General features: G+C 66.0%; 25 protein-coding genes and 2 riboswitches. Of the genes, 14 read left to right on the forward strand and 11 right to left on the reverse strand.

The window, feature by feature from the left end; genetic code table 11:
• Positions 1-4 precede the first annotated feature (4 nt).
• Positions 5-571, forward strand: a complete 567-nt coding sequence (gene efp, locus C722_RS26430) for an elongation factor P (RefSeq protein WP_007158497.1) — start codon at positions 5-7, stop codon at positions 569-571.
• Between the two features lie 259 nt (positions 572-830).
• On the forward strand, positions 831-1,571 hold the full coding sequence (locus C722_RS0110675; protein ID WP_026083774.1) for a sulfite exporter TauE/SafE family protein: 741 nt from the start codon (positions 831-833) through the stop codon (positions 1,569-1,571).
• 176 nt (positions 1,572-1,747) lie between these two features.
• Here the strand turns inward: C722_RS0110675 and C722_RS0110680 are convergent, their stop codons facing one another.
• Positions 1,748-2,599 (reverse strand): LysR substrate-binding domain-containing protein, encoded by an 852-nt coding sequence (locus C722_RS0110680; protein ID WP_017640480.1) that lies wholly within the window; start codon positions 2,597-2,599, stop codon positions 1,748-1,750.
• A gap of 101 nt (positions 2,600-2,700) precedes the next feature.
• On the opposite strand from C722_RS0110680, the gene C722_RS0110685 reads away from it, so the two are divergent.
• Both C722_RS0110685 and C722_RS0110690 read left to right on the forward strand, forming a co-directional pair.
• On the forward strand, positions 2,701-2,952 hold the full coding sequence (locus tag C722_RS0110685; protein ID WP_017640481.1) for a DUF1127 domain-containing protein: 252 nt from the start codon (positions 2,701-2,703) through the stop codon (positions 2,950-2,952).
• A 34-nt stretch (positions 2,953-2,986) separates the two neighbouring features.
• Entirely contained in the window at positions 2,987-4,186 is a 1,200-nt protein-coding gene (locus C722_RS0110690; protein ID WP_017640482.1) for a winged helix-turn-helix domain-containing protein, read from the forward strand.
• Between the two features lie 16 nt (positions 4,187-4,202).
• Here the strand turns inward: C722_RS0110690 and C722_RS0110695 are convergent, their stop codons facing one another.
• Positions 4,203-5,549 (reverse strand): class II 3-deoxy-7-phosphoheptulonate synthase, encoded by a 1,347-nt coding sequence (locus C722_RS0110695; protein ID WP_017640483.1) that lies wholly within the window; start codon positions 5,547-5,549, stop codon positions 4,203-4,205.
• Between the two features lie 112 nt (positions 5,550-5,661).
• Here C722_RS0110695 and C722_RS0110700 point away from each other — a divergent pair, with 112 nt between their 5' ends.
• On the forward strand, positions 5,662-6,411 hold the full coding sequence (locus C722_RS0110700) for a spermidine synthase (RefSeq protein ID WP_017640484.1): 750 nt from the start codon (positions 5,662-5,664) through the stop codon (positions 6,409-6,411).
• Positions 6,412-6,692: 281 nt separating this feature from the next.
• Positions 6,693-8,387 (forward strand): DEAD/DEAH box helicase, encoded by a 1,695-nt coding sequence (locus C722_RS0110705; RefSeq protein ID WP_017640485.1) that lies wholly within the window; start codon positions 6,693-6,695, stop codon positions 8,385-8,387.
• 69 nt (positions 8,388-8,456) lie between these two features.
• Here the strand turns inward: C722_RS0110705 and C722_RS0110710 are convergent, their stop codons facing one another.
• Complete coding sequence (locus tag C722_RS0110710) at positions 8,457-9,839, reverse strand: adenylate/guanylate cyclase domain-containing protein (protein ID WP_017640486.1); 1,383 nt, start codon at positions 9,837-9,839, stop codon at positions 8,457-8,459.
• Positions 9,840-10,039: 200 nt separating this feature from the next.
• Here C722_RS0110710 and C722_RS0110715 point away from each other — a divergent pair, with 200 nt between their 5' ends.
• The gene (locus tag C722_RS0110715; RefSeq protein ID WP_017640487.1) at positions 10,040-10,606 is read left to right on the forward strand and encodes a nitroreductase family protein; all 567 of its coding nucleotides are present in this window, start codon (positions 10,040-10,042) and stop codon (positions 10,604-10,606) included.
• On the opposite strand, the gene C722_RS0110720 is transcribed toward C722_RS0110715, so the two are convergent.
• From C722_RS0110720 to C722_RS0110735, 4 genes are all read right to left on the reverse strand, one after another.
• Entirely contained in the window at positions 10,581-11,954 is a 1,374-nt protein-coding gene (locus C722_RS0110720; protein WP_017640488.1) for a HAMP domain-containing sensor histidine kinase, read from the reverse strand. The genes C722_RS0110715 and C722_RS0110720 overlap by 26 nt on opposite strands.
• A gap of 243 nt (positions 11,955-12,197) precedes the next feature.
• Positions 12,198-12,632: a Spy/CpxP family protein refolding chaperone gene (locus tag C722_RS0110725; RefSeq protein WP_017640489.1), complete on the reverse strand. Its 435-nt coding sequence runs from the start codon at positions 12,630-12,632 to the stop codon at positions 12,198-12,200.
• Between the two features lie 111 nt (positions 12,633-12,743).
• Positions 12,744-13,421, reverse strand: coding sequence for a response regulator transcription factor (locus tag C722_RS0110730; protein WP_017640490.1), 678 nt, complete (start codon positions 13,419-13,421; stop codon positions 12,744-12,746).
• Between the two features lie 4 nt (positions 13,422-13,425).
• Entirely contained in the window at positions 13,426-14,010 is a 585-nt protein-coding gene (locus C722_RS0110735; protein WP_017640491.1) for a septation protein A, read from the reverse strand.
• A gap of 60 nt (positions 14,011-14,070) precedes the next feature.
• On the opposite strand from C722_RS0110735, the gene C722_RS0110740 reads away from it, so the two are divergent.
• From C722_RS0110740 to C722_RS0110750, 3 genes are all read left to right on the forward strand, one after another.
• The gene (locus C722_RS0110740) at positions 14,071-14,943 is read left to right on the forward strand and encodes a PHP domain-containing protein (RefSeq protein WP_017640492.1); all 873 of its coding nucleotides are present in this window, start codon (positions 14,071-14,073) and stop codon (positions 14,941-14,943) included.
• Positions 14,940-15,569: an L-threonylcarbamoyladenylate synthase gene (locus tag C722_RS0110745; protein WP_017640493.1), complete on the forward strand. Its 630-nt coding sequence runs from the start codon at positions 14,940-14,942 to the stop codon at positions 15,567-15,569. Before C722_RS0110740 ends, C722_RS0110745 begins: the two co-directional genes overlap by 4 nt.
• 110 nt (positions 15,570-15,679) lie before the next feature.
• Positions 15,680-16,408, forward strand: coding sequence for a ScpA family protein (locus C722_RS0110750; protein ID WP_160922791.1), 729 nt, complete (start codon positions 15,680-15,682; stop codon positions 16,406-16,408).
• Here the strand turns inward: C722_RS0110750 and C722_RS0110755 are convergent.
• Genes C722_RS0110755 through C722_RS0110765 form a run of 3 tightly spaced genes read right to left on the reverse strand, consistent with a single transcriptional unit; the run spans position 16,399 to position 17,654 of the window.
• A complete protein-coding gene (locus tag C722_RS0110755; RefSeq protein WP_017640495.1) occupies positions 16,399-16,773 on the reverse strand; it encodes a cobalamin biosynthesis protein in 375 nt (124 codons plus the stop codon). The two genes, C722_RS0110750 and C722_RS0110755, sit on opposite strands and share 10 nt — an antisense overlap.
• Positions 16,773-17,450 (reverse strand): CbtA family protein, encoded by a 678-nt coding sequence (locus C722_RS0110760; protein ID WP_017640496.1) that lies wholly within the window; start codon positions 17,448-17,450, stop codon positions 16,773-16,775. Before C722_RS0110760 ends, C722_RS0110755 begins: the two co-directional genes overlap by 1 nt.
• A 12-nt stretch (positions 17,451-17,462) precedes the next feature.
• Entirely contained in the window at positions 17,463-17,654 is a 192-nt protein-coding gene (locus C722_RS0110765; protein WP_017640497.1) for a CbtB domain-containing protein, read from the reverse strand.
• 85 nt (positions 17,655-17,739) lie between these two features.
• A riboswitch (cobalamin riboswitch) is annotated at positions 17,740-18,078 on the reverse strand.
• Between the two features lie 58 nt (positions 18,079-18,136).
• Positions 18,137-18,369: riboswitch (cobalamin riboswitch) on the forward strand.
• 101 nt (positions 18,370-18,470) lie between these two features.
• Between C722_RS0110765 and cobW the strand changes: the two genes are divergently transcribed.
• The 4 genes from cobW to C722_RS0110785 are packed head-to-tail and all read left to right on the forward strand — an operon-like array spanning position 18,471 to position 24,983.
• Positions 18,471-19,523 (forward strand): cobalamin biosynthesis protein CobW, encoded by a 1,053-nt coding sequence (cobW, locus tag C722_RS0110770; protein WP_017640498.1) that lies wholly within the window; start codon positions 18,471-18,473, stop codon positions 19,521-19,523.
• A 6-nt stretch (positions 19,524-19,529) separates the two neighbouring features.
• Positions 19,530-23,279 (forward strand): cobaltochelatase subunit CobN, encoded by a 3,750-nt coding sequence (gene cobN / locus C722_RS0110775; RefSeq protein WP_017640499.1) that lies wholly within the window; start codon positions 19,530-19,532, stop codon positions 23,277-23,279.
• Position 23,280: 1 nt separating this feature from the next.
• Positions 23,281-24,318, forward strand: a complete 1,038-nt coding sequence (locus tag C722_RS0110780) for an ATP-binding protein (protein ID WP_026083776.1) — start codon at positions 23,281-23,283, stop codon at positions 24,316-24,318.
• A 20-nt stretch (positions 24,319-24,338) separates the two neighbouring features.
• The gene (locus tag C722_RS0110785; RefSeq protein ID WP_037063666.1) at positions 24,339-24,983 is read left to right on the forward strand and encodes a VWA domain-containing protein; all 645 of its coding nucleotides are present in this window, start codon (positions 24,339-24,341) and stop codon (positions 24,981-24,983) included.
• A 304-nt stretch (positions 24,984-25,287) separates the two neighbouring features.
• On the opposite strand, the gene C722_RS0110790 is transcribed toward C722_RS0110785, so the two are convergent.
• On the reverse strand, positions 25,288-26,205 hold the full coding sequence (locus tag C722_RS0110790; RefSeq protein ID WP_017640502.1) for a metal ABC transporter substrate-binding protein: 918 nt from the start codon (positions 26,203-26,205) through the stop codon (positions 25,288-25,290).
• Positions 26,206-26,216 lie beyond the last annotated feature (11 nt).

Here is a 26,216-nt window from a genome sequence, read left to right on the forward strand (position 1 = left end):
CCGCATGAAAACCGCACAAGAGTTCCGTGCCGGCCAAGTGGCCATGATCGACAACGCTCCCTGGGTCATCCAGAAAGCTGAATACAACAAGTCCGGCCGTAACGCTGCAGTGGTCAAGATGAAGCTGAAGAGCCTGCTCTCCGGCAGCGCGACCGAGACCGTCTTCCGCGCCGACGACAAGCTCGAGCCGGTGATTCTGGATCGCAAGGAAGTGACCTATTCCTACTTCGCCGATCCCCTGTACGTCTTCGTCGACGCTGACTACAACCAGTACGAAGTGGAGAAAGACGACCTGGGCGAAGCCATCGCCTTCATCGAAGACGGCATGACCGACGTCTGCGAAGCGGTGTTCTACAACGATCGCGTCATCTCCATCGAACTGCCCACCACCATCGTGCGCCAGATCGCCTACACCGAGCCGGCCGTTCGCGGCGACACCTCGGGCAAGGTCATGAAGACCGCGCGCCTGAACAATGGCTACGAGCTGAAGGTTTCCGAGTTCTGCGATATCGGCGACCACATCGAGATCGACACCCGTACCAACGAGTACAAGTCGCGCGCCAAGGTCTAAGAACCTATCCAAAGTCTGCTGCGCGTCGGCCAAACGGCGTTGAAAATGGTTTCGGAATGCTCATTTACTACTTGTAAACTCCGCTTCCTCAACCCTTTTCGCCTTGTTTGGCTCTAGCTCGCGAGACTTTGAACAGGCTCTAATCCAGGCGTCTCGACAGAAAGCCCGGCTTGCCGGGCTTTTTGCTGTCTGGGTGTCTGCCGGGATCGACCGCTGTTTCAACCTTTCTTCGCTGCTGGATAGTGCCATCGTGGAATCGCTGTTTACGTTGTTGATCGATGTCGTCCTCGGCGCGCTGCTGGGCGTGGTGGGTGGCCTGTTCGGCATCGGCGGCGGCTTGATCGCCATTCCGGTGCTGGCCCTGCTGTTCGGCCTCGACCAGCAACTGGCCCAGGGCACCGCCCTGGTGATGGTGGTGCCCAACGTGCTGCTGTCGGTCTACAAGTACAACCAGCGCAACCGCATCGACTGGCAACGCGCCGGGCTGCTGGCCGCGGCCGGGATGCTGTCGGCCCTGGTGGGCACGGCGTTGGCGGTGTCCCTGGATGCCCGCTCGATGCGCCACGGCTTCGTCGGCTTCCTGTTCCTGCTGGTGCTCTACAACCTCTGGCAACTCTATCGTCGTGGCCAGCCGCCGCTGACGACGCCGAGCCGGCTGGGTCTCGGCGTGCTGGGGCTGGTGGCGGGTATGGTCGGCGGGCTGTTCGGTGTCGGTGGGGCGGTGATCGCCACGCCGATCCTGGCCGGAGTCATGGGCCTGACCCAGGTGGCGGCCCAGGGCATGTCCCTGGCCATGGCGCTGCCTACCACCGGGGTCACCCTGGCCAGCTACGCCTGGCATGGGGAGGTCGACTGGAGCGTGGGTATTCCGCTCGCCCTGGGTGGGCTGCTCAGCGTGAGCTGGGGCGTGAAGTTGGCGCACCAGCTGCCAGAGCGCCTGCTGCGGCTGCTGTTCTGTGGCTTCCTGCTGCTGTGTGCGGTGCTGCTGGCGCTGCGCTGATTAGACGTTGTCTGAAAACTGCCTGCGCATGGGTGATCCTGCGTTAAAAATCAGCTGGATCGCCAGCTCGGTCGGAATGCTCATTTACCATTTGTAAACTCGAGTGCGAGTCCGATCCGCTTCCCCGCTGATTCTTGCCTTGCCTCACCTTCGCTCGGCGACTTATCAGACAAGTCCTACTGCCGAAAGCCCTCGGCGATATGCTCGGCGAGAGTGTCGATGATGGGTGAAGCGCTGCGCGGATTGCGCAGCAGTTCGATGGAGCAGGCCGGCAGATCGGGCATGCCCTCGGCTTCGCTCAGGCGGCGCAGTTCGCTGGGCAACAGGCTTTCCAATTGCGCGGTGACGGCCAGGCCCGCCTTGACGATGCCCAGCAGCGCCGCCAGGCTCGGGCTGCTGTAGGCCAGGCGATAGCCACGCCCACGACTGTCCAGGGCGCGTCGGGCCCATTCGCTGAGAAAGCACGAGGTGTTGAACATCGCCAGCGGCAACGGATCGCGCTGGTGGATATCGAAACCCGGCGCCTCGGCCCAGATGAAGCGCTCGCGACGCAGGGGCAGGCCGATCTCGTTGCCCGGTTCGCGGGTGACGATGGTCAGATCCAGGTCCTGACGTTGCAGCAGGCCCGCGGTGGTCTCGCAGTGGACATCCACCTGCACCAGCGGATAGGCCTTGGCGAAGCCCGCCAGGATGCCCGGAATGAACCTCATGACATAGTCATCGGGGGTGCCGATGCGCACCGTGCCCACCATGTGCGGCTCGCGCAGGGTAGTCATCACCTCGCCATGCAGCTTGAGGATCCGCCGGGCGAAGCCCAGCAGGATCTGGCCTTCCGCCGTCAGGCGTACCTGGCGGCCCTCCCGCTCGAACAGCCGCCGCTGCAGTACGTCTTCTTCGAGCTTGCGCATTTGCATGCTCACCGCCGACTGGGTGCGATTGACCACCTCGGCGGCACGGGTGAAGCCGCCCTGGTCAGCGATGGCGACAAAGGTGCGCAACAGATCGGTCTCTATGCTGGGATAGTTCATGGCATCAGCCTGGTGAATGGATCGCATCAGAAAGATTCGTTGGATTGATGTTATGCCAGCTTCCAGACTTGAGCCATACCCCCTGGAGAAGGAGTTTCACCATGGCTCGGCTCGCTACTCACCATGATTCGTTCGCTCGCGCCCGTGGATATCTGGACGTCAGCTGCCGCCTGCGTCGGGCCCTGGCCTGGTTGCAGCGAGCGATGCAGGTCTCCCGTCAGCGCCGTGCGCTCTATCGGCTGGATGACAGTGCCTTGCACGACCTGGGTCTGAGTCGCGCCGATGCCTGGCAGGAGGCTGACAAGCCCTTCTGGCAGCAGCCGGCAGAGGAGGGCGGTCGCCGATCCTGCTAGGGTGGAGCATCACCTCTCGCTATCAGGAGTTCGGATGGAAAGCCTTTCCCTGCGCGAGGCCAGACGCCTGGCCTTGCGCGCCCAGGGCTTCGGTAGCCAACCCAAGGGCGGCGCGGGCGCTGCCGCCCTGTACCGCCAGGCCGTGCGCCTGAATGTGCTGCAGATCGACTCGGTCAACGCCCTGGTGCGCTCGCACTATCTACCGCTGTTCAGTCGTCTCGGCCGCTATGCCTTCGCCGACTTCGATGCCCTGGCTTGGGGCCGGGGGCGAAAGCGCCAGCTCTATGAGTGCTGGGCCCACGAGGCCTCGCTGGTGCCAGCCGAGGTCTGGGCCGAGTTGCGCTGGCGTCGCGAGCAGGCGCGCCAGGGCGTCGGCATCTATCGCCAGCTGGCACGGTTCGCCGTCGAGCAGCCGCAGGTCGTCGCCCAGACCCTGGAAGCGGTCGTGCAGCGCGGCGCCCTGGGCGCTGGCAGCCTGGCGAAGCGTGCCGAGCAGGCCGGTCCCTGGTGGGACTGGAGTCCGGGCAAGCTGGCGCTGGAGTGGCTGTTCGCTGTCGGCGAGGTGACGGTGGCGGGGCGGCGCGGTTTCGAGCGGCTCTATGACCTGCCCGAGCGGGTACTGCCGGCGGCGCTGCTCGCGGCTCCGGCCCCCACGCCTGAAGCCGCACGGCGGGCACTGCTGTTGCGCAGCGCCCGTGCTCTGGGGGTGGCGAGCGAGGTCCAGCTGCGCGACTACTTCCGTCTGAGTCCCGCCGAAGCACGCCAGGGTATCGCCGAGTTGCAGGAGGAGGGCAGTCTGCAGCCGATCCAGGTGCAGGGCTGGTCGAAGCCAGCCTATGTGGTGGATACCCCGAACCCCGGGCGGCCGGTGCAGGCCGCCGCGTTGCTGTCGCCCTTCGATTCCCTGGTCTGGGAGCGCGAGCGCACCGAGCAGTTGTTCGGTTTCCGCTATCGACTGGAGATCTACACGCCGGCACCCAAACGGGTCTATGGCTACTATGTGCTGCCCTTTCTCTACCGAGAGCGGCTGGCCGCGCGGGTGGATCTGCGCGCCGAGCGGGCGCAGTCGCGCCTGGCAGTGCATGCGGTGCACCTGGAGCCGGCGGGGCTGGATGAGGAAGGCCTGGATGCCCTGGCTGGGCAGTTATGGGCCCTGGCCGACTGGCTGGGCCTCGCCGACCTGCAATTGCACGGGCCGGCGGACGTCTTGCGGGAGGCAGTGGCGCGGCGCTAGAGGCCGCGCAGGCTGCTCAACGACGGATGCCCTTGAGCGTCTCGGCGATCATGAAGGCCAGTTCCAGGGACTGGTCGGCGTTCAGGCGCGGATCGCAATGGGTGTGGTAGCGATCGGAGAGGGCGTCCTCGGTGACCGGGCGGGCACCGCCGATGCACTCGGTGACGTTCTGGCCGGTCATCTCGATATGGATGCCGCCAGCATAGGTGCCCTCGGCCTTGTGCACGCCGAAGAACTCCTTGACCTCGCCCAGCACGCTGGCGAAATCCCGGGTCTTGTAGCCGCTGGAGGCCTTGATGGTGTTGCCGTGCATGGGGTCCGAACTCCACAGCACCTGGCGGCCTTCACGCTCGACGGTCTGGATCAGCCGCGGCAGGTGATCGCCAACCTTGCCCACGCCCATGCGCACGATCAGGTTGAGGCGGCCTGGATCGTTCTCCGGATTGAGGGTGTCGATCAGGCGGATCAGGTCTTCGCTGGTGGTGGAAGGGCCGACCTTGACGCCGATGGGGTTGTTCACGCCACGCAGGAATTCCACGTGGGCACCGTCGGGCTGACGGGTGCGGTCGCCGATCCAGAGCATGTGCGCGGAGCAGTCGTACCAATCGCCGGTCAGGCTGTCGCGGCGGACGAAGGCTTCTTCGTAGTTGAGCAGCAGCGCCTCGTGGGCGGTGAAGAAGTTGGTTTCCTTGACCTGGGGCGCAGTGTCCAGGCCGCAGGCGCGCATGAACGCCAGGGTCTCGTCGATGCGGTCCGCCAACTGGTGATAGCGGTCGGCCAGGGCCGAGTTGGCGATGAAGTCCAGGTTCCAGCGATGCACCTGGTGCAGGTCGGCGAACCCACCCTGGGCGAAGGCGCGCAACAGGTTGAGGGTCGCGGTGGATTGGTTGTAGGCCTGGATCAGGCGCTGCGGATCCGGGACACGGCTGCCTTCGGTGAAGTCGATGCCATTGACGATGTCGCCGCGGTAGGCTGGCAGGGAGACGCCATCCTGGACCTCATCGTTCGCAGAGCGTGGCTTGGCGAACTGGCCGGCCATGCGACCGACCTTGACCACCGGGCAGCCGGCGGCAAAGGTCATGACCACCGCCATCTGCAGCAGCACCTTGAAGGTGTCGCGAATTTTGCCGGCAGAGAATTCGAAGAAGCTTTCCGCGCAATCGCCGCCCTGCAACAGGAAGGCCCGCCCCTGGGTGACCTCAGCGAACTGTCGGCGCAATTCGCGGGCTTCGCCAGCAAAGACCAGGGGCGGATAACCCGCCAGGGTGCGCTCGACATCGGCGAGACGGGCTTGATCGGGGTATTCGGGCTGTTGCTGGATGGGCAGGCCTCTCCAGCTGGTGGGGCTCCAGGGCGCGGACATGATTCTCTCTGAGTGGTGCGACGAAGCCTTCCATGGTAACCGATAGCAGCGACAACTCTCGATAGACAGTGCCCATCGCGGCTACCATGGGCGGCTATAGAGGAGGGTGGTGATGGTCGAGACGGAAGTGTTGCTGGAAGAGGTCGTCGACGACCATGGCCGGATTCGGGTGGTGGAGGTGGGGCCTTATCGCTTCCTTGAATTCGGCGAAGAGGTGGAGCAGAGCTGTGTCTTCACCACGGACCCCGCCTGGCTGGAATACGACTACAACCGCGCCATGCTGCTGGGCGCGCTCTGCCACCCGCAGCCGCAGCGGGCGCTCTTTCTCGGCCTGGGCGCCGGCACCCTGACTCAGGCCTGCCTCAAGTGGCTGCCCCTGGAGGCGGTGGAAGCCCTGGAGCTGCGCCCCGCGGTGCCGCGCCTGGCGCGGCAGCATCTTGGCCTTGGCGAAGATCCGCGGTTGCAGATCCGGATCGGCGATGCCCTGGAGCTGCTCGATAGCGCGGCGCCGGCAGATCTGATCTTTGTCGATCTCTACACCGATGTCGGCCCGTCCAGCGCCCACCTGGCCTGGCGCTTTCTGGAAAACTGCCAGGCCAAGCTCAACCCGGGCGGCTGGTTGATGATCAACCAGTGGAGCGCCACCGACGGCAAGCCGCTGGGCGCGGCGCTGCTGCGCGGGCTGTTCCGCCATCATTACTGGGAGTGCCCGGTGGTGGAGGGCAACGTGATCCTGCTGGTACCGGCGAGCCTGGAGCAGGAGCTGGACGAGGCTGGCACACGGCAGCGCGTTCGCGAACTGAGCCTGCGCATCGGCTTCGATCTGGAGGCCTATCTGAACAACCTGCGTGCGGCAACCTGACCCTAAAAGTAGACCAAGGTTCTCTGGAGAAATGTCCAGGGTTCGGGTATTATTCGCCCCGGTCTTTTTGACCTTCCGTTCAGGAACTGCATTTTCCCGGTCCGCCGCCATGGTTACGCCGGTCGTGCGTTCGCCCGACGGCGAACAATCCTAGACGCTCCACCCCTTTTTCATCTTTATTTCGCAAAAAGCTCACACCTTGGCTGCCTGGGCGACTTCGGTCATTCGGATAAGCGCAGCTCTTGGCTTTGGGGTCTTTGCGAAGCACACGAGGCAAGACAATGACCCAGGACATCAGCAATTTCGCTGCGCTCAATCTCAATCCCGCCATCCTCGCCGCCATCAAGGCCGTCGGCTACGAAGAGCCGTCGCCCATCCAGTCGCAGTCCATCCCGGTGATCCTCGCCGGCCACGACATGATCGGCCAGGCGCAGACCGGTACCGGCAAGACCGCAGCCTTCGCTCTGCCGCTGCTCTCGCAGCTCGACCCGTCCCGTCGCGAACCCCAGATTCTGGTGCTGGTTCCCACCCGTGAACTGGCCCTGCAGGTGGCTACCGCCTGCGAAACCTATTCCACCGAGATGCCCGGCGTGAAGGTCGTGGCCCTCTACGGCGGCGCGCCCATGGGTCCGCAGCTGAAGTCCCTGCGCATGGGTGCCCAGGTGCTGGTCGCCACCCCCGGTCGTCTGTGCGACCACCTGCGTCGCGACGACAACCTGCTGGCCACCGTCCAGCACCTGGTGCTCGACGAAGCCGACGAGATGCTCAAGCTGGGCTTCATGGATGACCTCGAATTCATCTTCGAAGCCATGCCGGAATCCCGCCAGACCGTGCTGTTCTCGGCGACCCTGCCGCCGTCGATCCGCGCCATCGCCGAGCGTCACCTCAAGGAGCCGCAACACGTCCGCATCGCGGCCAAGACCCAGACCGTCGCCCGCATCGAGCAGGCGCACCTGATGGTACACGCCGACCAGAAGCCGGCCTCGGTGCTGCGCCTGCTGGAAGTGGAGAACTTCGATGCCCTGATCGCCTTCGTGCGCACCAAGCAGGCGACCCTGGACCTGGCCGAGCTGCTGGAGCGCCAGGGCTATCGCGTCAGCGCCCTGAATGGCGACATGCCCCAGGCCCAGCGCGAGAAGACCATCGAATCCCTCAAGGACGGTTCGCTGGACATCGTGGTCGCCACCGACGTGGCCGCCCGCGGTCTGGACGTGGCGCGTATCACCCACGTGCTGAACGTGGACATGCCCTACGATCCGGAGTCCTATGTGCACCGGATCGGTCGTACCGGTCGTGCCGGTCGTGAAGGCCGCGCGCTGCTGCTGGTCACCCCGCGCGAGCGCCGCATGCTGCAGGTCATCGAACGCGTCACCGGTCAGCGCGTCGGCGAAATCCGCCTGCCCGACGCCGAAGCCGTGCTGGAAGCCCGTATCTCTCGCCTGGCCGATGGCGTGGGTTCGCTGCTGGCCGATGCCGACACCACTCACGGCGCCCTGCGTCAGGAACTGTGCGAGCGTCTGCAGTGCGATCCTTCGACCCTGGCGGCGGCCCTGCTGGCCAAACTGACCAGCGGCCGCGCCCTGGATATCGAGTCGGTGCGTCGCGAGCAGCCGCTGACCCCCGGCGCCGGTCGTGGCGAACGTCCCCGTGGCGAGCGTCCTGAGCGGGGCGACCGCCCTGAGCGCGGCGAGCGTCCGGATCGCGGCGAGCGTCGTCCGATGCAGCCGCTGCCGGAAGGCCGCGTGCGTTGCCGCACCGCCCTGGGCGCCCGTGACGGCGTTGCCGCCAAGAACCTGCTGGGTGCCATCATCAACGAAGGCGGCATGGATCGCGAGGCCATCGGCCGCATCCAGATCCGTGACTCCTTCAGCCTGGTGGAGCTGCCCGAGGAAGGCCTGGAGCGTCTGCTGACCAAGCTCAAGGACACCCGTGTAGCTGGCAAGGCCCTGCGCCTGCGTCGCTATCGCGAGGATTGATTCCCGCGGTCCCATGAAAAAGCCCCGGATATCCGGGGCTTTTTTCTGCCTGCAGGAAAGGCGGAGGAGTTAGAGGATCACCTTGTCCTTCAACTTTTCCGCCGCCAGTTGCAGCGCCTGGATGACTCGCTCCTTGTCGTAGTTCTGGATGTTGTTGGTATCCAGGTACATGGAGAAGCCCGGCAGTTCGTGTTCGACATAGCTGGGGGAGGCGCCCAGGTCACGACGGAAGTCCACCACCTGGTAGATCTGCACCGGCTTGCTGAAGCCCTTGACGGTGATCCAGCTCTTGTCGCGGCACATGATGGTTTCCTTGACCAGCGAGTAGGTCTCGTGGCTGATCAGGATCTCGCCGGCATCGGCGGCATTCTCCAGGCGGCTGGCCAGGTTCACTTCGCGACCGATGATGGTGTAGTCCATGCGCGTGCTGGAGCCGAAGTTGCCGACCGTGCAGTAACCGGTGTTCAGGCCCATGCGGATTTCCAGCGGCTTGTTGATGCCCTGGCTGCGCCACTGCTGGCGCAGGACCTTCATGTGCTTGCGCATGGCGATGGCCATGGAGACCGCGGCCACGGCGTCCTTCTTGGCGCCCTGGCTGTTGGCGTCGCCAAAGAACACCATCACGCAGTCACCGACGAACTTGTCGATGGTGCCGCCGTACTTCACGGCGATCTTCGACATCTCGTTGAGGTAGTTGTTGAGCATGTCGGTGAGGGCTTCGGCCTCGAGTTCTTCGGACAGCTCGGTGAAGCCCTTGATGTCGGAGAAGAACACCGTGATCTTCTTGCGCTGGGTGCCCAGGGCGATGTGCTGCTTGCCCGTGAAGATGGATTCCCAGACCTGGGGCGAGAGGTATTTCGCCAAGTTATGCGCCAGGATCGCCGACTTCTCCTGCTCGCGCTTGAGGTCGTCGTTGATCTGGATGAGGCGCTTGCGCTGCCGGTGCAGGAAGTAGCCGGTACCCCAGAGGTGCAGCATGGTGCCCACTACGCTGGTGACCGCCACCAGTAGCGGGCTGGTGAGGTCGACGCCCTGGAAGAAGGTGGCACTGCCCAGCGCCGCGGCACTGGTGGCGAACAGCAGGCAGAGGCCGAGCAGACGGGGACCACCGCGCAGCATGCTGGTGTAGCCGAGCATGAACAGCAGCATCAGGGTAGGCATCAGCGGAAAGCGCAACACCACTGCGGCCATGCCGACGTGAATGGCGTCTATGGCGGCCAGCAGGATATCGGTCTGGGCGCCACGATCGCGTCTGAGCTTGAGGCTCAGGGTCTGGGCCAGGTGCGGATAGAGCAGGGCATAGGGGATCAACCACAGGCCCACGGCATCGGTCTGGGTGTAGTAACCCGCAGTGACGCTGGCGGCGGCGATCAGATAGGCGAACACCCGGGCGTAGTAGACGCCCAGGCTGTCACCGGACGCAGCGAGGAACCGGTTGAGCGCAAACTTCATCTGTCGGGTCCGTTTCGAGAAAGGCGAGAGGTCGGGATAACTCCGTTCGCGACGATGAAAGCGGCCGGGTTTTCTAGCATTCGCGATCTTAGCTGACCATCCGGGTAGCGGCCAAGAATGTCAGTGATTCCGCTGCTGTGACAGCCAAATTCGGCCGTCGTCCCTGGGTTACACTGCGGCATCCTTACAGGAGAGACGCTATGGATGCCCTCGAAGCTCTTTGCAATCGCGCCTCGGTCGGTCGCCTGACCGAACCGGGCCCCACCCCCGAGCAACTGGAGGTCCTGCTGCGCGCCGCGGACCGGGCGCCGGACCACAAGCTGCTGCGCCCCTGGCGGCTGATCCTGGTGGCCGGCGAGGGTCGCACGGCGCTTGGCGAGCTCTATGCCGACGCCTTGCGCCGTCGCGAGCCCGACGCGGATACCGCGGCCGTGGAAAAGGCCCGGCGCATGCCCCTGCGGGCGCCCCTGGTGATCGCCGTCGTCGCCGTGCCCCAGGCGCACCCCAAGGTGCCCGTTCAGGAGCAGATCATCACCGCCGGTTGCGTGGCCCACGGTCTGGTCAATGCGGCCTTCGCCCTGGGCCTGGGTGCGGTCTGGCGCTCCGGTGAGTTCAGCTACGATCCCTGGGTCCTGCAGGGCCTTGGCCTGACCGAGGACGAGCAACTGGTGGGCTACATCTACCTGGGCACGCCCGAGGTGGCGCCGCGGCTTCCGGCGCCACGTGATCTGAGCGCTCAGGTCAGCCATTGGCCAGCACCGGTCTGAGCGGCAGGGTGACGGTGGCGAGAAAGCCGCCGTCCGGGTGATTGCTCAGGTGCAGCTCGCCACCATGGCGCTCCACGGCGCGGCGAGCGATGGCCAGCCCCAGGCCGTACCCTGTGGCGTGCTGCTGGTCCGAGCGGAAGAAGGGTTCGCCCAGGCGCGGCAGGTCGTCGGCCTTGACGCCGGGGCCATGGTCACGTACCTGGATGCGTACCTCGCCGGCGGTCGCGGCTGCCGAGATGACGATGGGGCGGGCGGGCGGATTGAAGCGCAGCGCATTGCGCAGGAGATTGTCCAGGGCGCGTTCCAGGACGTCCGGCCAGCCGTCCAGGCGCAGGGCGGCGGGAACGTCGAGTTCCACCCGCTGCTGGGGTGCGCTGAGTTGAGCATCGTCCACCAGGCCTTCGAGTAGCGGATGCAGTTCCAGCTGCTCGGGTGGGCCTGGATCCGCTTCCTGACGCGCCAGGGCGAGGATCTCGCCGATCAGGGTTTCCAGGCGGTCGCATTCCAGAGTCAGGCGCGGCCACATGTTGCCCAGGTCATGGGGGTCGGAGCGTTCGGCCAGCGCCAGGGCGATGCGCAGGCGGGCCAGCGGGGAGCGTAGCTCGTGGGACACGTCGCGCAGCAGCTGCCGCTGGCTGTCGATCAGGCGCTGCAGATGGGCGCCCATGCGATTGAAGTCTTCGGCCAGCACGCCCAGTTCGTCCTTGCGGCGGGCGAGGCGGGCGAGGGTGTCCTGCTGGTAGGCGGTCTGCCCGAGATCATGGACCGCACGCCTTAGATGATTGAGCGGGCGGGTCAGGCTGAGGGTCAGCAGCAGGCTGAACAGGGTCAGCACCACCGTGGCGATGGCCAGCATGCCGACCGGCCAGAACAGGCTCTGCCGGCGCCAGGCACCCAGCTCGGGGGTGGGCAGGTGGTAGATGAACAGGTAGGTCTGGCCGCTCGGGCTGGTGTATTCGTCGGTCAGGCGTCGCCAGGGCAACGGCCGGTTGGGGTCGCGGGCGCCGGGGCCGGGGCGCTGCTGACGCTGCGGCTGGTCGAGATCCTGGTCGAAGATGCGCGGTGGCAGGGTGCCGCGCACCAGGGGCGAGCCGTTCTCGCCCAGCACCAGCACATCGATGCCATAGCGGCCCTTGCGCTGTTCGAGTAGGCCTTGAGCGGCGGCGGGACCTTCGTTTTCATAACGTTGCACCCACTGTTCGGGGAGGTCGCGCAGGCCGGGATGCTGCGCGAGGATCCAGGAATCCTGATCGGCCAGGTGGCCGAGCAGCATGGTCAGGCCGACCGCGGACAGGATGGCCAGCCAGAAGGTGGCGAAGATGCGCCAGAAGAGAGAACGAAAAACCATGCAGTCGCCTTAGAAGCTGCTCAAAGTCTGCTGCGCGTCGGCCAAACGGCGTTGAAAATGCCCTGGAAGGCCAGCCCCGTCCGAATGCTCATTTACCACTTATAAACCCGAGCGCGGGTCCGATCCGCTTCCTTAGGCATTTTCGTGGGGCCGCCTAGGCCTTGTTTGTCTCTAGCTCGCGAGACTTTGGGCAGATTCTTAGTCAGACGCTGCGCCGAGGACCATCGGCGCAGCGATCGGGGATCAGGAGGACTTGTGGTCCTGCTTCCACTGCTGGAACTCGGCCCACTCCTTGGTGCGATCCTCACGCTTCTTCTCCATTTCGTCGAAGCGCTTCTGCTGATCGGGCTTGAGCAGGGCGCGAATGGACTGGCGGGTCTTGTCGCGATTGCCATCTAGCTGATCGTGCAGAGCCTTGCGTTGATCCTCGGGCAGCTTGTCGAGGTAGCTCTTGACGATCTCGCGCTGCTGCTGGCGTTCCTCGCCCATCAGCTTGCCGACCTGCTCGCGTTGCTCGGGGGTCAGCTTGAGACCGCGCAGGGGGCCGTCGCCACGCGGACCGCCATCCATCAGCTTGCCGTGGGGCGGCGGGGTGATGTCGGTGCTGTCCTGGGTAGCGGCCAGGGTCAGGGTCGGCAGCAGGGCGGCGAACAGCACGGCGGGCATGAGTTTGCGCATCGAGAAATCTCCTTGGGATGACCGGTGCAACACCGGATGAGCCCAGTCTAGGAGCGGGGGAGTCAGTGGCGGTCAGCGGGCGTAAAGAGGGGGTAAAGGCTGCGCGGTGGGCTAGACGCTGTAGTAGTAGCCGCGGCCCCGCAGCGCCAGGATGCGCGGACGACCGTCGGCATGGCTGCCGAGCTTGCGGCGCAGATTGCTGACATGCATGTCCAGGCTGCGATCGTAGAGGGTCAGCTTGCGGCCCAGGGCCGCCTGGGCCAGGGCCTGCTTTTCCAGGGGATCGCCCGGCTGGCGCAGCAGGGCTTCGAGGATGCGACTCTCGGTGAGGGTCAGGGTGATCTCGGTTTCGCCGATGTTGGCGACGCCGCGCGCCAGACTCAGCGACAGGTCGCCCAGCTGCAGGCGGGCCGCGGGCTGGGCCGGATGACTGCGTCTGAGGATGGCTCGGAGGCGGGCGGTGAGTTCGCGCGGATCGCAGGGCTTGGCCAGGTAGTCATCGGCACCCAGCTCCAGGCCGAGGATCCGGTCGAGCGGTTCTCCCCGTCCCGACAGCATCAGCACGGGCAGTTGCGGATGATCGCTGCGCAGCTGCTTGAGCAATTCCAGGCCACTGCCGTCAGGCAGCATCACGTCCAGCACCACCACGTCCGGTGTCGCCTCGCGCAACTGGATGCGCGCGTCGCTGCCGGCATGACAGGCGGTGACCTCGAAGCCTTCCTGTTTCAGCCAGGCACCGAGCAGGTCGCACAGTTCCTGGTCGTCGTCGATCAGCAGTATCTGACTCATGGGATCAGTCTCGCGGTTCATCCATGGGTTGCAGATGGCGCGCCAGATAGAGGCCCTGACCGAGCATGAATACCAGGGTCATCGCCAGACTGCCAAAGACCTTGAAGTCGACCCAGAAGCTTTCGTAGGTGAAGGCCACGTAGAGATTCGCGCAGCCGCAGACGATGAAGAAGATGATCCAGGCGATGTTCAGCCGCGTCCAGATCGGGGCCGGCAGTCGCACCGCGTGGCCCAGCATGCGCTGGATCAGCGGCTTGTCGCCGATGAACTGGCTGCCCAGGAAGGCCAGGGCGAACAGCCAGTTCACCACCGGCGCTTTCCACTTCAGGAAGGTCTCGCTATGGAACGCCAGGGTCATGCCACCGAACACCAAACAGGCGATCAGCGTCAGCCACTGACTCTTTTCCAGCCGGCGCTGGGTCGCAAAGATCGCGCCGTAGACCACCAGGGAGGCGATGATCAGGACCGCGGTGGCACTGAAGATGCCGCCCAGGGTAAAGGAGTGCCCGGCGAACTCCACCGGACGCGGATCGAGCTTGTAGACCAGGAAGAACAGGAGCAGGGGGATGAAATCGATGAATTGTTTCATTAACGCAGCCGATAGCAGTGCATCGCGGCATAATACCTGATGAAGCTGGAGGAGAAAGCCATGCGTATCGACCTGCACTGTCATACCACCGCGTCGGACGGCGCCTTCGCGCCCGCCGAGGTGGTCAGACGCGCCCATGAGCGCGGGGTGCAACTGCTGGCCATCACCGACCACGACACCCTGGATGGCTATGCCGAAGCCCTGGCAGCCGCGGATGGCCTGGGGCTGCGCCTGCTCTCCGGGATCGAGATGTCCTGCACCTGGGGCGGCGCGACCCTGCATGTGCTGGGCTACAACTTCGACCCCGAGGCGCCTGAGTTGAACGCCGCGCTGGAAGCCCTGCACGAGGGGCGCTGGGAACGCGCTCGGGAAATCGACCGGCGGCTGGCGGCCAAGGGCATGCCCGGCACCCTGGACGGCGCCCGGGCGGTGCAGCTGGCCCTGGGCGACAGTCGCAATGCGCCGGCCCGGCCGCATTTCGCCGAATACCTGGTGCAGGCGGGCTTTGTCGAGGACCGTGGCGAGGCTTTTCGCAAGTGGCTGGGCGGCGGCAAGCTCGGCGACGTCAAGCAGCACTGGCCGACCCTGGCCGAGACCCTGGCGACCCTGAAGGGCGCCAAGGCATGGATCAGTCTGGCCCATCCGCTGGCCTATGGCTTCACCCGCACCAAGCTGCGCAAGCTGATCGGGGAATTCGTCACCGGCGGCGGCCACGCCATCGAGGTGGTCAATGGCGTGCAGCCGGCCGAGCAGGTCGGCACCCTGGCAATTCTGGCGCGGGAATTCGGTCTGATGGTGAGTGCGGGCAGCGATTTCCATGCGCCGGCCGACTGGTCGGACCTGGGCATGTACCGTCCGTTGCCCGAAGATCTGCCGCCCCTCTGGGCGCGCTTCAGTCAACCGCTGTACCCTCAGAATCGGGAACCCCAATGAGCCAGTTCATCGAGATTCATCCGCAGAATCCCCAGCCGCGGCTGATTCGTCAGGCCGTGGAAGTCATCCAGTCCGGTGGCGTCATCGCCTATCCCACCGATTCGTCCTATGCGCTGGGCTGCCGTATCGGCGAGAAGAGCGCCGTGGAGCGCATCCGCCGCATCCGCCAGCTCGACGACAAGCACAACTTCACCCTGGTGTGCTGCGATCTCTCCGAGCTGGGCATCTATGCCAAGGTGGATACCAGCGCCTTCCGGCTGCTCAAGGCCTATACCCCCGGCCCCTACACCTTCATCCTCAACGCCACGCGCGAGGTGCCGCGCATGCTGCTGCACCCCAAGCGGCGCACCATTGGCGTACGGGTGCCCCAGCATCCCATCACCCTGGCGCTGTTGGAGGCGCTGGGCGAACCCTTGATGAGCGTGAGCCTGATCCTGCCGGGGGATGACGAAGCCCTGGGCGATGCCCGGGAGATCCGCGAGCGTCTTGAGCACTTCGTCGATCTGGTGATCGAAGGCGGACCGGGAGGCTTGCAGCCATCGACCGTCATCAGCCTGGCCGCCGACGAGCCGGAAGTGATCAGGGTCGGTGCCGGGGATCCGACGCCCTTCATGATCGAAGCATGAGCGAAGCCCTGGATCCCCAGCTGCTCGAACCCGAGCAGCTGCGTCTGGCGCTGGTCTATGGCGAGGCCTTCACCGAACTGCCCCAGGACCTCTATATCCCGCCGGATGCGCTGGAGGTCTTTCTCGAAGCTTTCGAAGGGCCGCTCGACCTGCTGCTCTATCTGATCCGCAAGCAGAACATCAATATCCTCGACATCCCGGTCGCCGAGATCACCCGGCAGTACATGAGCTATGTCGAGCTGATGAAGGCGGTGCAGCTGGAGTTGGCGGCCGAGTACCTGCTGATGGCCGCCATGCTGGCGGAGATCAAGTCGCGCATGCTGTTGCCGCGCGCCGAAGGCCTGGAAGCCGAGGAGGAGGATCCCCGTGCCGAACTGATCCGCCGCCTGCAGGAGTACGAGCGCTTCAAGAAGGCCGCCGAGGAGCTCGATGATCTGCCGCGGGAGGGCCGCAACTTCGTGGTGCCCACCTTGCCGGCGCCCGAGGCACGGGCGCGCAAGCTGTTGCCCGAGGTGGAGCTGGGCGAGTTGCTGCTGGCCATGGGTGAGGTCCTGCGCCGGGCCGATCTGTTCGAGAGTCACCAGGTGACACGCGAGGTCCTGTCCACCCGCGAGCGCATGAGTCAGGTGCTGGAGCGCCTCAAGGATGGTGCCTTCGTGCCCTTCGTGGCACTGTTCACCTTGGATGAGGGGCGCCTTGGCGTGGTGGTGACCTTCATGGCGATCCTCGAGCTGGTCAAGGAAGCCCTGGTGGAACTGGTACAGAACGAGCCCTTCAGCCCCATCCATGTCCGCGCCCGGGTCAGCGACGCCGAAGCGCAAGCGGCGTCTCAGGCGTAGGCCAAGGCTGCCGTTGCCGCCGCGCTCTTGCGTTTGCTCACCAACAGGCGGGCGCCTTCACCGGCCGCAACCAGGGCCGCGGCTTCGGCGACACTGGAGCTGCCAACATGCTGCAACACCGGCTTGCTGGCTGAGGTTATGCCGCGTTCTTGCGCCAGGCGTTCAGCGGGAAAGCCCTGTAAAGGCAGCTGCCAGCGTTGGGCGAGGGCGCGCAGTCCGCGTTCTTCGAGTCGACTGGCCACCGTCGCCAAGGCGGTCAGGGCGGCGCGGTCGCAGCCGGCTTCCTGCAGCACCTCTTGCGCCAGCTCGGCAAGCTCCTCCACCGAACAATCTCGACGGCAACCTAGGCCCAGGACCAGCGCCATCAGCCTTGCGGCTCCTGACGGCAGAACAGCCAGCTGCACGCCAGGCCTAGCAATAGCCAGAAAGGCAGGTTGCTCACCAGCACGGCGATCTGGAAGTGCCGTTGCAGTTCTTGTGGTGCCAGGCTCTCATGCGCGACCGGCTGGGGCGCTCCCAGCAAGTGGGGAATGACCAGCAGGCCCAGAGCGGCGATCTTGAAGCCTGGGTGGCGGGCGAACGCCAGCAGGGCGAGGGCGGCCGCGGTAGCGCCCGCGGTGCCTATCCACCAAGCCTGGCGCAGGGTGAGGTCCGCCGCGGCCGTGCCTGGTAGCTCCGGTGGCAGACCCAGGCTCGGCGCGAGGCAGAAGGTGGCGTAGCCGGCCAGCCCCCACAGCAAGCCCTGGTAGGTCCGGTTCGGCGCGCGCAGGTTGAGCAGGCCGGCGAGCACCAGGCCGAAACCCACGGCCACCACCAGGTTACCGCCGAAGGTCGACAGGGTGCGCGGCCAGCCATCTGCCGGGGCCCAGGCTTCTTCCTCGCCATGATCCTGATGCTCGGCCGTGGCCGGGGCTTCGGTCTGGACCTCGTAGGTTTCCGCCTGGAGGATGAGCGGCGTCATCCAGACGCTTTGCAAGATGCTCAGCAACAGAGCGGCGAGCAGCCCGGCCACGCCGGCACTGAAGGCGATACGCTGGAACATGACGAACTCCTCTTAGTGGCAAGGGAAGCCTTCGCTGTGGCGGGTATCGTGGGCGCCGTTGTGCAGCGCCTCGACATGGGAGAAACCGGCCAGGAACACCAGGCCCAGGCCGAGCAGGCAGGCGAGCAGCGTAGCGGTCAGGCGTTGGGCGCGGGTATGGGTATGAGGCTGGGGCAAGGCGGTCGTCGAGCGGGTAGCGGTCATGGCAAGGCCTCGGAGTCGAAGCGGCAGGGACGCGCCGAGGCAGCGAACCGCAGGCGGCCGCCGTCCAGCACGACCGCCCACCGCGGGTTGCTTGAAAGCGACAGGCCGGTCTCCGGACTCACGAGGGTCTCAAGGTGCGGTCTTAGCTGCGCGTCGGCCTGGCTGCGTTGAAGCCCTTCGCGGAGCGCTCATTTACTCTCGGTAAATTGCGCTTCCTTGAAGGGTTCCGCCTTGCCAGATGCTAGTTCGCGCAAGACCGCATTCCCGTACGACTACCAGGATCGCCTTCCCCAAGCTTGCCAGCCGGGTGGCATCGTGATCCTGCGCTCGTCTACCGTTGCGGGGGCAGTGCCGGACTTGGACCGGCTTCCCGTTTCACCGCGACCCCTGGCGGAGTCGCGACACCTGAAGCAGGGGCGAGCAGACCACGCGGGTTGTCCGACGGTCAAGCCTGTTCGATTGACACCCCGGCGGGGCACTCGTAGCCTGTCGGGCTTCGAGGTGCTCTTGTCCGCAAGAGCTTGAAAGGGAACGCGGTGCGACACCGCGGCTGCCCCCGCAACTGTAAGCGGCATCTTCAGCCTCTCCACAGAGCCTGTTCATAATTGACGCTAGCTCGCGAACTTATGAACAAGCTTTAAGGCCACTGCTCACGCGGGAAGGCTGGAGTAGGGCGCCGTGAGCCAGGAGACCTGCCTCGCTAGCTTTCCATACGCAACCGGGCGGGGTGATCCGGGCTGCCACCAGGGCCTTGCCGCTGCGCGAGCGCCTGGCATGCCTGCCCGTCTTTTTTCGCTTTCTTTCTAAGGGCAGCCCATGAAAACCCTGGCCAAGACTCCCGTCACCATCGTTACCGGCTTCCTCGGTTCCGGCAAGACCACCCTGTTGCGGCACATGCTCGACCATGCCGAAGGCCGCCGCATCGCGGTGATCGTCAACGAATTCGGCGAGCTGGGCATCGATGGCGAGATCCTCCGCCAGTGCAGCATCGGCTGTACCGAAGAAGAGGCCCAGGGCCGCGTCTTCGAATTGGCCAATGGCTGCCTGTGCTGCACCGTGCAGGAAGAATTCTTTCCGGTGATGAAGGAGCTGGTAGCGCGTCGCGGCGACATCGACCACATCCTCATCGAGACCAGTGGCCTGGCGCTGCCCAAGCCTCTGGTGCAGGCCTTCCAGTGGCCGGAGATCCGCAACGCCTGCACCGTGGACGCGGTGATCACCGTGGTCGACAGTCCCGCGGTGGCGGCCGGCACCTTCGCCGCCCATCCCGAGCAGGTGGATGCCCAGCGCCGCCAGGACCCCAACCTGGACCATGAATCGCCGCTGCACGAGTTGTTCGAAGATCAACTGGCCAGTGCCGACCTGGTGATCCTCAACAAGGCCGATGGCCTGGACGCCGAGGCCCTGGCCCGGGTCCGCGCCGAGGTGAGCAAAGAGTTGCCGTCCGCGGTCAAGGTGGTGGAAGCCAGTCGTGGCGTGCTGCCCCTGTCGGTGCTGCTGGGCTTGCAAGCCGAATCCGAGGCCCATATCGACAGCCGTCCGACCCACCATGACCTCGAAGGTCATGAAGACCATGACCACGATGAATTCGACTCCTTTGGCGTAGACCTGCCCGAGGTGGCGGAAGCGACCCTGCTGGCGGCGCTGACCGAGGTGGTCAAGAGCCATGGCGTGCTGCGGGTGAAGGGCTTCGCGGCCATTGCCGGCAAGCCGCTGCGACTGCTGGTGCAGGGGGTCGGTACCCGCTTCGACAAGCATTTCGACCGTGCCTGGAAGACCGGCGAGACCCGCAGCACCCAGTTGGTGCTGATCGGCCAGGAGCTGGACCAGGCGGCGATCACCGCCCAGTTGCGCGCCGCGGTCGCCTGACGCCCGATGCATCTGCTGCGTACCCAGCCGGGCGGGTTCGTCCCCGACGACGGCATCGCCCACCTGGCGCAGACGCCGGGTGAGATCGTCGTGCTCTGCAGTGGCGATTCGCATCTGGCCCTGCTGGCCGAGGCGACTCGTACCCTGGATGCCGGCTATCCCAGCCTGCGCCTGGCCAATCCCATGCAGCTGCAGAACCACGCCTCGGTGGACCTCTATGTCGAGGAGGTGCTGAGCCAGGCGCGAGTGGTGTTCATCTCCCTGCATGGCGGCCAGGGCTACTGGCGCTATGGCATGGAGCGCCTCGCCGAACTGGCCGAGCGGGGGCTGACCCTGATCGCAGTGCCCGGCTGCGATCGCCCTGACCCTGAGCTGATGGCTCTGGGCACCGTGGCACCGGACCTGGCCGAACGGCTGTGGCGCTACCTGCGTCAAGGCGGCCTGGGCAATGCCCGGGATTTCCTGCACTGCCTGGCCGCCGAATGCCTGGATGCCCGATACCTTTACGAGCCGCCACAGGAATTGCCGCGGGTGGCGGTCTATCAGCCCGAAGGACTAGGCCTGGATGGCTGGCGCCCGCGCTGGCGAGCGGATTGGCCCACGGCGGCGCTGCTGTTCTACCGCACCCATCTACAGTCGGCCAATACCGCCTTCGTGGACGCCTTCTGCGCGCAACTCGCAGCCCAGGGGCTGAATCCGCTGCCCATCGCCGTGGCCAGCCTCAAGGAGGCGGCCTGCCTGACGGAAGTCGAGCGGCTGCTGGACGAGACCGACACCGCGCTGATTCTCAATACCACCGGCTTCGCCCAGTCCAGTCCGGAGAGGCCGAATCTCACGCCGTTCCGCCGACCGGTGCCGGTACTCCAGGCCATCTGCGCCCAGGACAATCGCGAACGCTGGCAAGAGAACCCCCAGGGTCTGGGGGCCCGCGACCTGGCCATGCACATCGCCCTGCCGGAACTGGATGGGCGCATCATCACCCGGCCGATCAGCTTCAAGGGCCTGGCCTGGCGCTGCGAGCGCAGTCAGAGCGACGTGGTCAACTACCAGGCCGATGGCGAGCGCATGGCCTTCGTCGCGCGGCTGGCGCGCAGCTGGATCGAGCTGGCGCGGCGTCCGGCGGCGGACAAGCGCATCGCCCTGATCCTGGCCAACTATCCGACCCGCGATGGGCGTATCGGCAACGGCGTTGGCCTGGATACCCCGGCAGCGGCACTCAAGGTGCTTCAGGCCCTGCAGACGGCCGGTTATCCAGTGGCCAATCTGCCAGAGAGCGGTACCGCCCTGATCGAGCGCCTGCTTGGTGGAGTGACCAACGACAGCGCCCTGCGTGATCTGCGCCCAGCCCTACAGAGCCTGGCGCTGGATGACTACCAGGCGCTGTTCGCCCGCCTGCCGCTGAGTTTGCAGCAGGCGGTGACGGAACGTTGGGGGGCGCCCGAGGCCGATCCCATGCATCGGCGCGGTCGGCTCATGGTAGCCGGGGTGCGCTTTGGCCTGACCTTCGTCGGTATCCAGCCGGCGCGCGGCTATGACGTCGATCCGGCGGCGGTCTACCACGATCCCTCGCTGGTGCCGCCCCATGGCTACCTGGCCTTCTATTTCTGGCTGCGCGAGGCCTATGGCGCCCAGGCGGTGGTGCATCTGGGCAAGCACGGCAATCTGGAGTGGCTGCCGGGCAAGGGCGTGGGCCTGTCCCAGGAATGCTGGCCGGATGCCATTCTCGGACCGCTGCCCAACGTCTATCCCTTCATCGTCAATGACCCGGGCGAGGGTGCCCAGGCCAAGCGGCGCACCCAGGCGGTGATCATCGACCATTTGATGCCGCCGCTGACCCGCGCCGAAAGCTACGGGCCGCTGCGCGACCTGGAGCGCCTGGCCGACGAATACTACGACGCCAGCCTGCTGGACCTGCGACGCGCGACCGAATTGCGCGGCGAGATCCTGCAACTGGTGCGCGAAACCGCCCTGGATCGTGAGCTGGGGCTGGTGATCACCGAGGACCCGGACAGCTGGCTGCCGCAACTGGACGCCTATCTCTGTGATCTCAAGGAATCCCAGATTCGCGACGGCCTCCATGTGTTCGGCGAGTCGCCCACCGGGCAGCTGCGGCGGGATACTCTGGTCGCCCTGCTGCGCATCCCCCGGGGCGATGCCCAGGGCGGGAATGCCAGTCTCCTGCGGGCGCTGGCCAAGGATCTGCAGCTGGCGTTCGATCCCTTGGCCGCCGATCTCGGCGAGCCATGGCAGGGACCGCGTCCGCCGTGCCTGGTGGCTCTTTCGACCGAAGCCTGGCGGACCCTGGGCGATACGCGCGAGCGGCTCGAGTTGCTGGCGCTTGCCCTGGTCGCCGCAACGGTGGAGGGTGAACCCTTGCCACTGGCGCTGGCCGAACTGCCGGCGACCCGTCCGGTGCTGGAGCACCTGGTCGCCCAGGTGGCGCCGGCGCTGGACGCCTGTGGGCCGGCGGAAATCGGCGGCCTGCTGGCGGCCCTGGACGGGCGCTTCGTTCCTGCCGGACCCAGCGGCGCCCCCAGTCGCGGCCGGCTGGACGTCCTGCCCACCGGGCGTAACTTCTTTTCCGTGGATGTGCGCAATCTGCCGAGCATGACCGCCTGGCGCCTCGGCTGGCAGTCGGCCAATCTGTTGCTGGAACGCCATCTGCAGGAGGAGGGCGATCACCTGCGCCAACTGGGCCTCTCGGTCTGGGGCACCGCGACCATGAGAACCGGCGGCGACGACATCGCCCAGGCCATGGCGCTGCTGGGCGTGCGTCCGGTTTGGCAGACCGGCAGCGCTCGGGTGGAGGATTTCGAGATCCTGCCGCTATCGCTGCTGGATCGACCGCGGGTGGATGTCACCCTGCGCATCTCCGGTTTCTTCCGCGACGCCTTCGGCGGTCTGGTCCGGCTGTTCGATGCCGCGGTCCAGGCAGTCGCCGCGCTGGACGAGCCGGACGATCTCAACCCCCTGGCCGCCCAGGTGCGCCGCGAGCGCGCGGCCCTGGAAGCGGCCGGTACCGCGACCGATCTGGCGCGGCGTCAGGCCGGCTGGCGCATCTTCGGCGCCCAGCCCGGAGCCTACGGCGCCGGTGTCCAGGGGGCCGTGGAAGAGCGCCAGTGGCAGGAGCGCGGCGAGCTGGCCACGGCCTATCTCAACTGGGGCGGCTACGCCTATGGCGCCGAGGATGACGGCACCGCCGCCCGTGACGACTTCTCGCGCCGCCTGGGTCGCCTGCAAGCGGTGCTGCAGAACCAGGACAACCGCGAGCACGACCTGCTCGATTCCAACGACTACTACCAGTTCCAGGGCGGCATGCTGGCCGCTGCCGAGACCCTGAGCGGCCAGCGTCGCGCCAGTTACTTCGGCGACCACGCCCAGGCCGATCTGCCCAGGATCCGTACCCTCAAGGAAGAGCTGGGGCGGGTAGTGCGCTCCCGGGCGGCCAATCCCAAGTGGATCGCCGGCATGAAGCGCCACGGCTACAAGGGCGCCTTCGAGATGGCCGCTACCGTGGACTATCTGTTCGGCTTCGGCGCCACCACCGAGCTGGTGGAGGATCACCAGTACCGGCAACTGGCCGATGCCTACTTGCTCGACGCCGATACCCGCGACTTCGTCGAACGCCACAACCCCGAGGCCCTGCGCGACATGACCGAGCGCCTGCTGGAAGCCCAGCAACGTGGCCTCTGGCAGGAACCAGGCGACTACCGCGACGCCCTCGAACAGCTATTGATGGATATGGATGAAGCCTGAGATGACCGCCCCCGTCTTTCCCCTGGCCGCCGTGGTCGGCGCCGAGCCCCTGAAGCTGGCGCTGTGCCTCAACGCCATCGATCCCCGCATCGGCGGCGTACTGATCGAGGGGCCGCGCGGCATGGCCAAGTCCACCCTGGCTCGCGGGCTGGCCGACCTGCTCGGTGACGGTACTTTCATCACCTTGCCGCTGGGCGCCAGCGAGGAGCGCATCGTCGGCACCCTGGATCTGGACGCTGCGCTGGGCGAGGGCCGGGCGCGCTTCGCGCCGGGTGTCCTGGCGGCTGCGGATGGGGGCGTGCTCTATGTCGACGAGGTCAATCTGCTGCCGGATCACCTGGTCGACCTGCTGCTGGACGTGGCCGCCAGCGGTGTCAACCGGGTGGAGCGGGACGGCATCTCCCATGAGCACGCCGCCCGTTTCCTGCTGGTGGGCACCATGAATCCGGAGGAGGGCGAGTTGCGCCCCCAGTTGCTGGATCGCTTCGGCTTTGCCCTGGCGTTGGACAGCCGGCCGGCACCTCTTGAGCGGGCCGAGATCCTGCGTCGACGCCTGGCGTTCGACAGCGATCCCGTGGCCTTTGTCGCTCAATGGGCGTCCGATCAGGCGCAGTTGCGCGAACGTTGCGCCCAGGCCCGTGCACGCCTTGCCAGCATTCCCCTGGATGATGCGGCCCTTGAGATCATCACCACGGCTTGCCACCAGGCCGGCGTCGATGGCCTGCGCGCCGACCTGGTCTGGCTGCGCGCCGCCCGTGCCCATGCCGCCTGGCGCGATGCCGCGCTGATCGAGCACGCGGATATCATTGCCGTCGCCGATTTCGCCCTGCGCCATCGGCGACGGGACATAAAAGATTCAACCTCATTAATACCACCCCTAGAGGAACGACTGCCCTCTGACCCTTCGGAGCGAGGGAAAAGTGATCAGCAGGGACAGGGTGACGTCGAGCCCTCAGGCGACGATGGCTGGGGCGCCCTGGCAGCGGAGCCCGTGGCATCGGGCCTCAGACGCCGGTTGAGCGAGGCAAAAAAGCCCTAGGCATCCGATCGTCCCATACCCTGGATCGCGATGCCCGAAGCGGGGCGGGCAAGGCCACTGGGGGTCGCCACGGCGCTCGTTCGTCGGGCACGGAAGGTGCCATCGCCTGGGTGCCGACCCTGCTCCGCGGTCGTCCGCGGCGCGCCAGTGATCTCCTGCGCCAGCCGCGCAGTCGACGTCCGGCACAGCTCTGGTTGGTGATCCTCGATCATTCCGCCTCCACCCGCCGCCACGGTGCCCTGACCCAGGCCAAGGGCCTGCTGGCCGACTGGTTCGAACAGGCCTACCGCCAGCGGGTCAGCGTCGCAGTGCTGCAGACAGCAGGGGAACGACCCAAATGGTCCTTCCAGGGGCAACGCAGCGGTCAGGCGTTGCAGGCTTGGCTGGAGCAGCTAGGCGCAGGGGGCGGTACGCCCTTGCTGGCGGGGCTGGCGGAAGCTCATGACTGGCTGAAGACTCGGCGGCGGCAGCGTCCCGGCGAGGAATGCCGGTTGCTGCTGGTCACCGATGGGCGCCTGCGTGAGCTGGAGGGGCTGGCCATACCGGACTGCCCCATCCGGGTGCTGGATATCGAATTGGGACCGCTGCGCCTGGGACGGGCAGCGGAGCTGGCCCGGCGCTTGGGTGCGGAATACCGGCACCTGGAAGAGGTGCCGGTGGTTTAGGTGACCAGTCTCGCGTCGAAGCCGAACGCGAAGGTGCTCAACCCTCGCGCTGTTGGGCTTCGCTCCGCTAAACCCAACCTACCGGTCCGGCGTAGGTTGGGTTGAGACGGCTCCATCGTCGAAGCCTAGCAGGCAGGGGCTCGACCCTCGCGCTGTTGGGCTTCGCTATGCTCAACCCAACCTACCAGTCAGACGTAGGTTGGGTTGAGGCGGCTCCACTGTCGAAGCCCGACGTGAGGGGACTTGACCCTCGCGCTGTTGAGTTTCGCTACGCTCAGCCCAACCTACCGAAAGACCCCGGGCCTCAATGCCCGCCCTTCATCGCCTTGACCAGGGTATCCACGTTGTAGCGGAACATGGCTGCGTAGGTGGACGCCGGGCCATCGGCGGGTGACAGGGCCTCCACATAGAGCTCGCCGCCCGGCTGGGCACCGCTGGCCTTGGCGATCTGCTGCACTAGGCGCGGGTCATTGGAGTTCTCGAAGAAGTAGGCGGCGACGTGCTCCTGCTTGATCTGGCGGATCAGCTTGGCGACGTCCTGGGCGGAGGCCTCGGCCTCGGTCGACAGGCCCAACGGCGAAATGAAGGTCACGCCATAGGCATCGGCGAAGTAGCCGAAGGCGTCATGGGAGGTCAGCACCTTGCGCTGCTGTTTGGGCACCTGGCCGATCTGCTCGCGGGCATAGCGATCCAGGGCCTCCAGTTCGGCGATGTAGCGATCGCCGTTGGCCTCGAAGGTGGCGGCAGCCGCCGGATCCACCTCGGACAGCGCCTTCACCACGTTGCGGGTGTAGACGACCACATTGAGCGGGTTGTTCCAGACATGGGGATCGATACCGCCATGGTCGTGATCATGGTCAGCATGGCCGTGTTCATCTTCGTCTTCCGCCATTTCGCGGGTCTTGATCCCTTCGCTAAGCACCACTGGCGGACGTGCCTGGCCGGAAGCCTTGATCAGGCGATCCATCCAGCCTTCCAGGTGCAGGCCACTCATGAAGACCACGTTGGCCTGTTTCAGCGCCTGGGCATCCGTGGGCGTCGGTTCGTAGGCATGGGGATCGCCATTGGGACCGACCAGGGAGGTGACCTGGACCTGGTCGCCGCCGACCTGTTTGACCACGTCGGCGATCACGGTAAAGGTGGCGACGGCCTTGACCGGTGTGGCCTGTACCTGGCCGGCGGCGAGCAGCAGGGCAGCGCCCAGGGAAAACAGGGATTTCATGGTGACTCCTT

Origin of the sequence: Pseudomonas sp. 313, from assembly GCF_000316965.1 — a bacterium.
Taxonomy (GTDB): Bacteria; Pseudomonadota; Gammaproteobacteria; order Pseudomonadales; family Pseudomonadaceae; genus Chryseomonas; species Chryseomonas benzopyrenica.

Bases quoted from the DNA above. Each gene is read 5' to 3' on its own strand.
- C722_RS0110725 (WP_017640489.1), bottom strand. From the start codon at position 12,632: ATGCGCAAACTCATGCCCGCCGTGCTGTTCGCCGCCCTGCTGCCGACC.
- C722_RS0110720 (WP_017640488.1), bottom strand. From the start codon at position 11,954: ATGGTTTTTCGTTCTCTCTTCTGGCGCATCTTCGCCACCTTCTGGCTG.
- cobN (WP_017640499.1), top strand. From the start codon at position 19,530: ATGCATCTGCTGCGTACCCAGCCGGGCGGGTTCGTCCCCGACGACGGC.
- C722_RS0110760 (WP_017640496.1), bottom strand. From the start codon at position 17,450: ATGTTCCAGCGTATCGCCTTCAGTGCCGGCGTGGCCGGGCTGCTCGCC.
- C722_RS0110685 (WP_017640481.1), top strand. From the start codon at position 2,701: ATGGCTCGGCTCGCTACTCACCATGATTCGTTCGCTCGCGCCCGTGGA.
- C722_RS0110755 (WP_017640495.1), bottom strand. From the start codon at position 16,773: ATGGCGCTGGTCCTGGGCCTAGGTTGCCGTCGAGATTGTTCGGTGGAG.
- C722_RS0110710 (WP_017640486.1), bottom strand. From the start codon at position 9,839: ATGAAGTTTGCGCTCAACCGGTTCCTCGCTGCGTCCGGTGACAGCCTG.
- C722_RS0110745 (WP_017640493.1), top strand. From the start codon at position 14,940: ATGAGCCAGTTCATCGAGATTCATCCGCAGAATCCCCAGCCGCGGCTG.
- C722_RS0110790 (WP_017640502.1), bottom strand. From the start codon at position 26,205: ATGAAATCCCTGTTTTCCCTGGGCGCTGCCCTGCTGCTCGCCGCCGGC.
- C722_RS0110730 (WP_017640490.1), bottom strand. From the start codon at position 13,421: ATGAGTCAGATACTGCTGATCGACGACGACCAGGAACTGTGCGACCTG.
- C722_RS0110680 (WP_017640480.1), bottom strand. From the start codon at position 2,599: ATGAACTATCCCAGCATAGAGACCGATCTGTTGCGCACCTTTGTCGCC.
- C722_RS0110705 (WP_017640485.1), top strand. From the start codon at position 6,693: ATGACCCAGGACATCAGCAATTTCGCTGCGCTCAATCTCAATCCCGCC.
- C722_RS0110740 (WP_017640492.1), top strand. From the start codon at position 14,071: ATGCGTATCGACCTGCACTGTCATACCACCGCGTCGGACGGCGCCTTC.
- cobW (WP_017640498.1), top strand. From the start codon at position 18,471: ATGAAAACCCTGGCCAAGACTCCCGTCACCATCGTTACCGGCTTCCTC.
- C722_RS0110780 (WP_026083776.1), top strand. From the start codon at position 23,281: ATGACCGCCCCCGTCTTTCCCCTGGCCGCCGTGGTCGGCGCCGAGCCC.
- C722_RS0110765 (WP_017640497.1), bottom strand. From the start codon at position 17,654: ATGACCGCTACCCGCTCGACGACCGCCTTGCCCCAGCCTCATACCCAT.
- C722_RS0110715 (WP_017640487.1), top strand. From the start codon at position 10,040: ATGGATGCCCTCGAAGCTCTTTGCAATCGCGCCTCGGTCGGTCGCCTG.
- efp (WP_007158497.1), top strand. From the start codon at position 5: ATGAAAACCGCACAAGAGTTCCGTGCCGGCCAAGTGGCCATGATCGAC.
- C722_RS0110690 (WP_017640482.1), top strand. From the start codon at position 2,987: ATGGAAAGCCTTTCCCTGCGCGAGGCCAGACGCCTGGCCTTGCGCGCC.
- C722_RS0110695 (WP_017640483.1), bottom strand. From the start codon at position 5,549: ATGTCCGCGCCCTGGAGCCCCACCAGCTGGAGAGGCCTGCCCATCCAG.
- C722_RS0110700 (WP_017640484.1), top strand. From the start codon at position 5,662: ATGGTCGAGACGGAAGTGTTGCTGGAAGAGGTCGTCGACGACCATGGC.
- C722_RS0110735 (WP_017640491.1), bottom strand. From the start codon at position 14,010: ATGAAACAATTCATCGATTTCATCCCCCTGCTCCTGTTCTTCCTGGTC.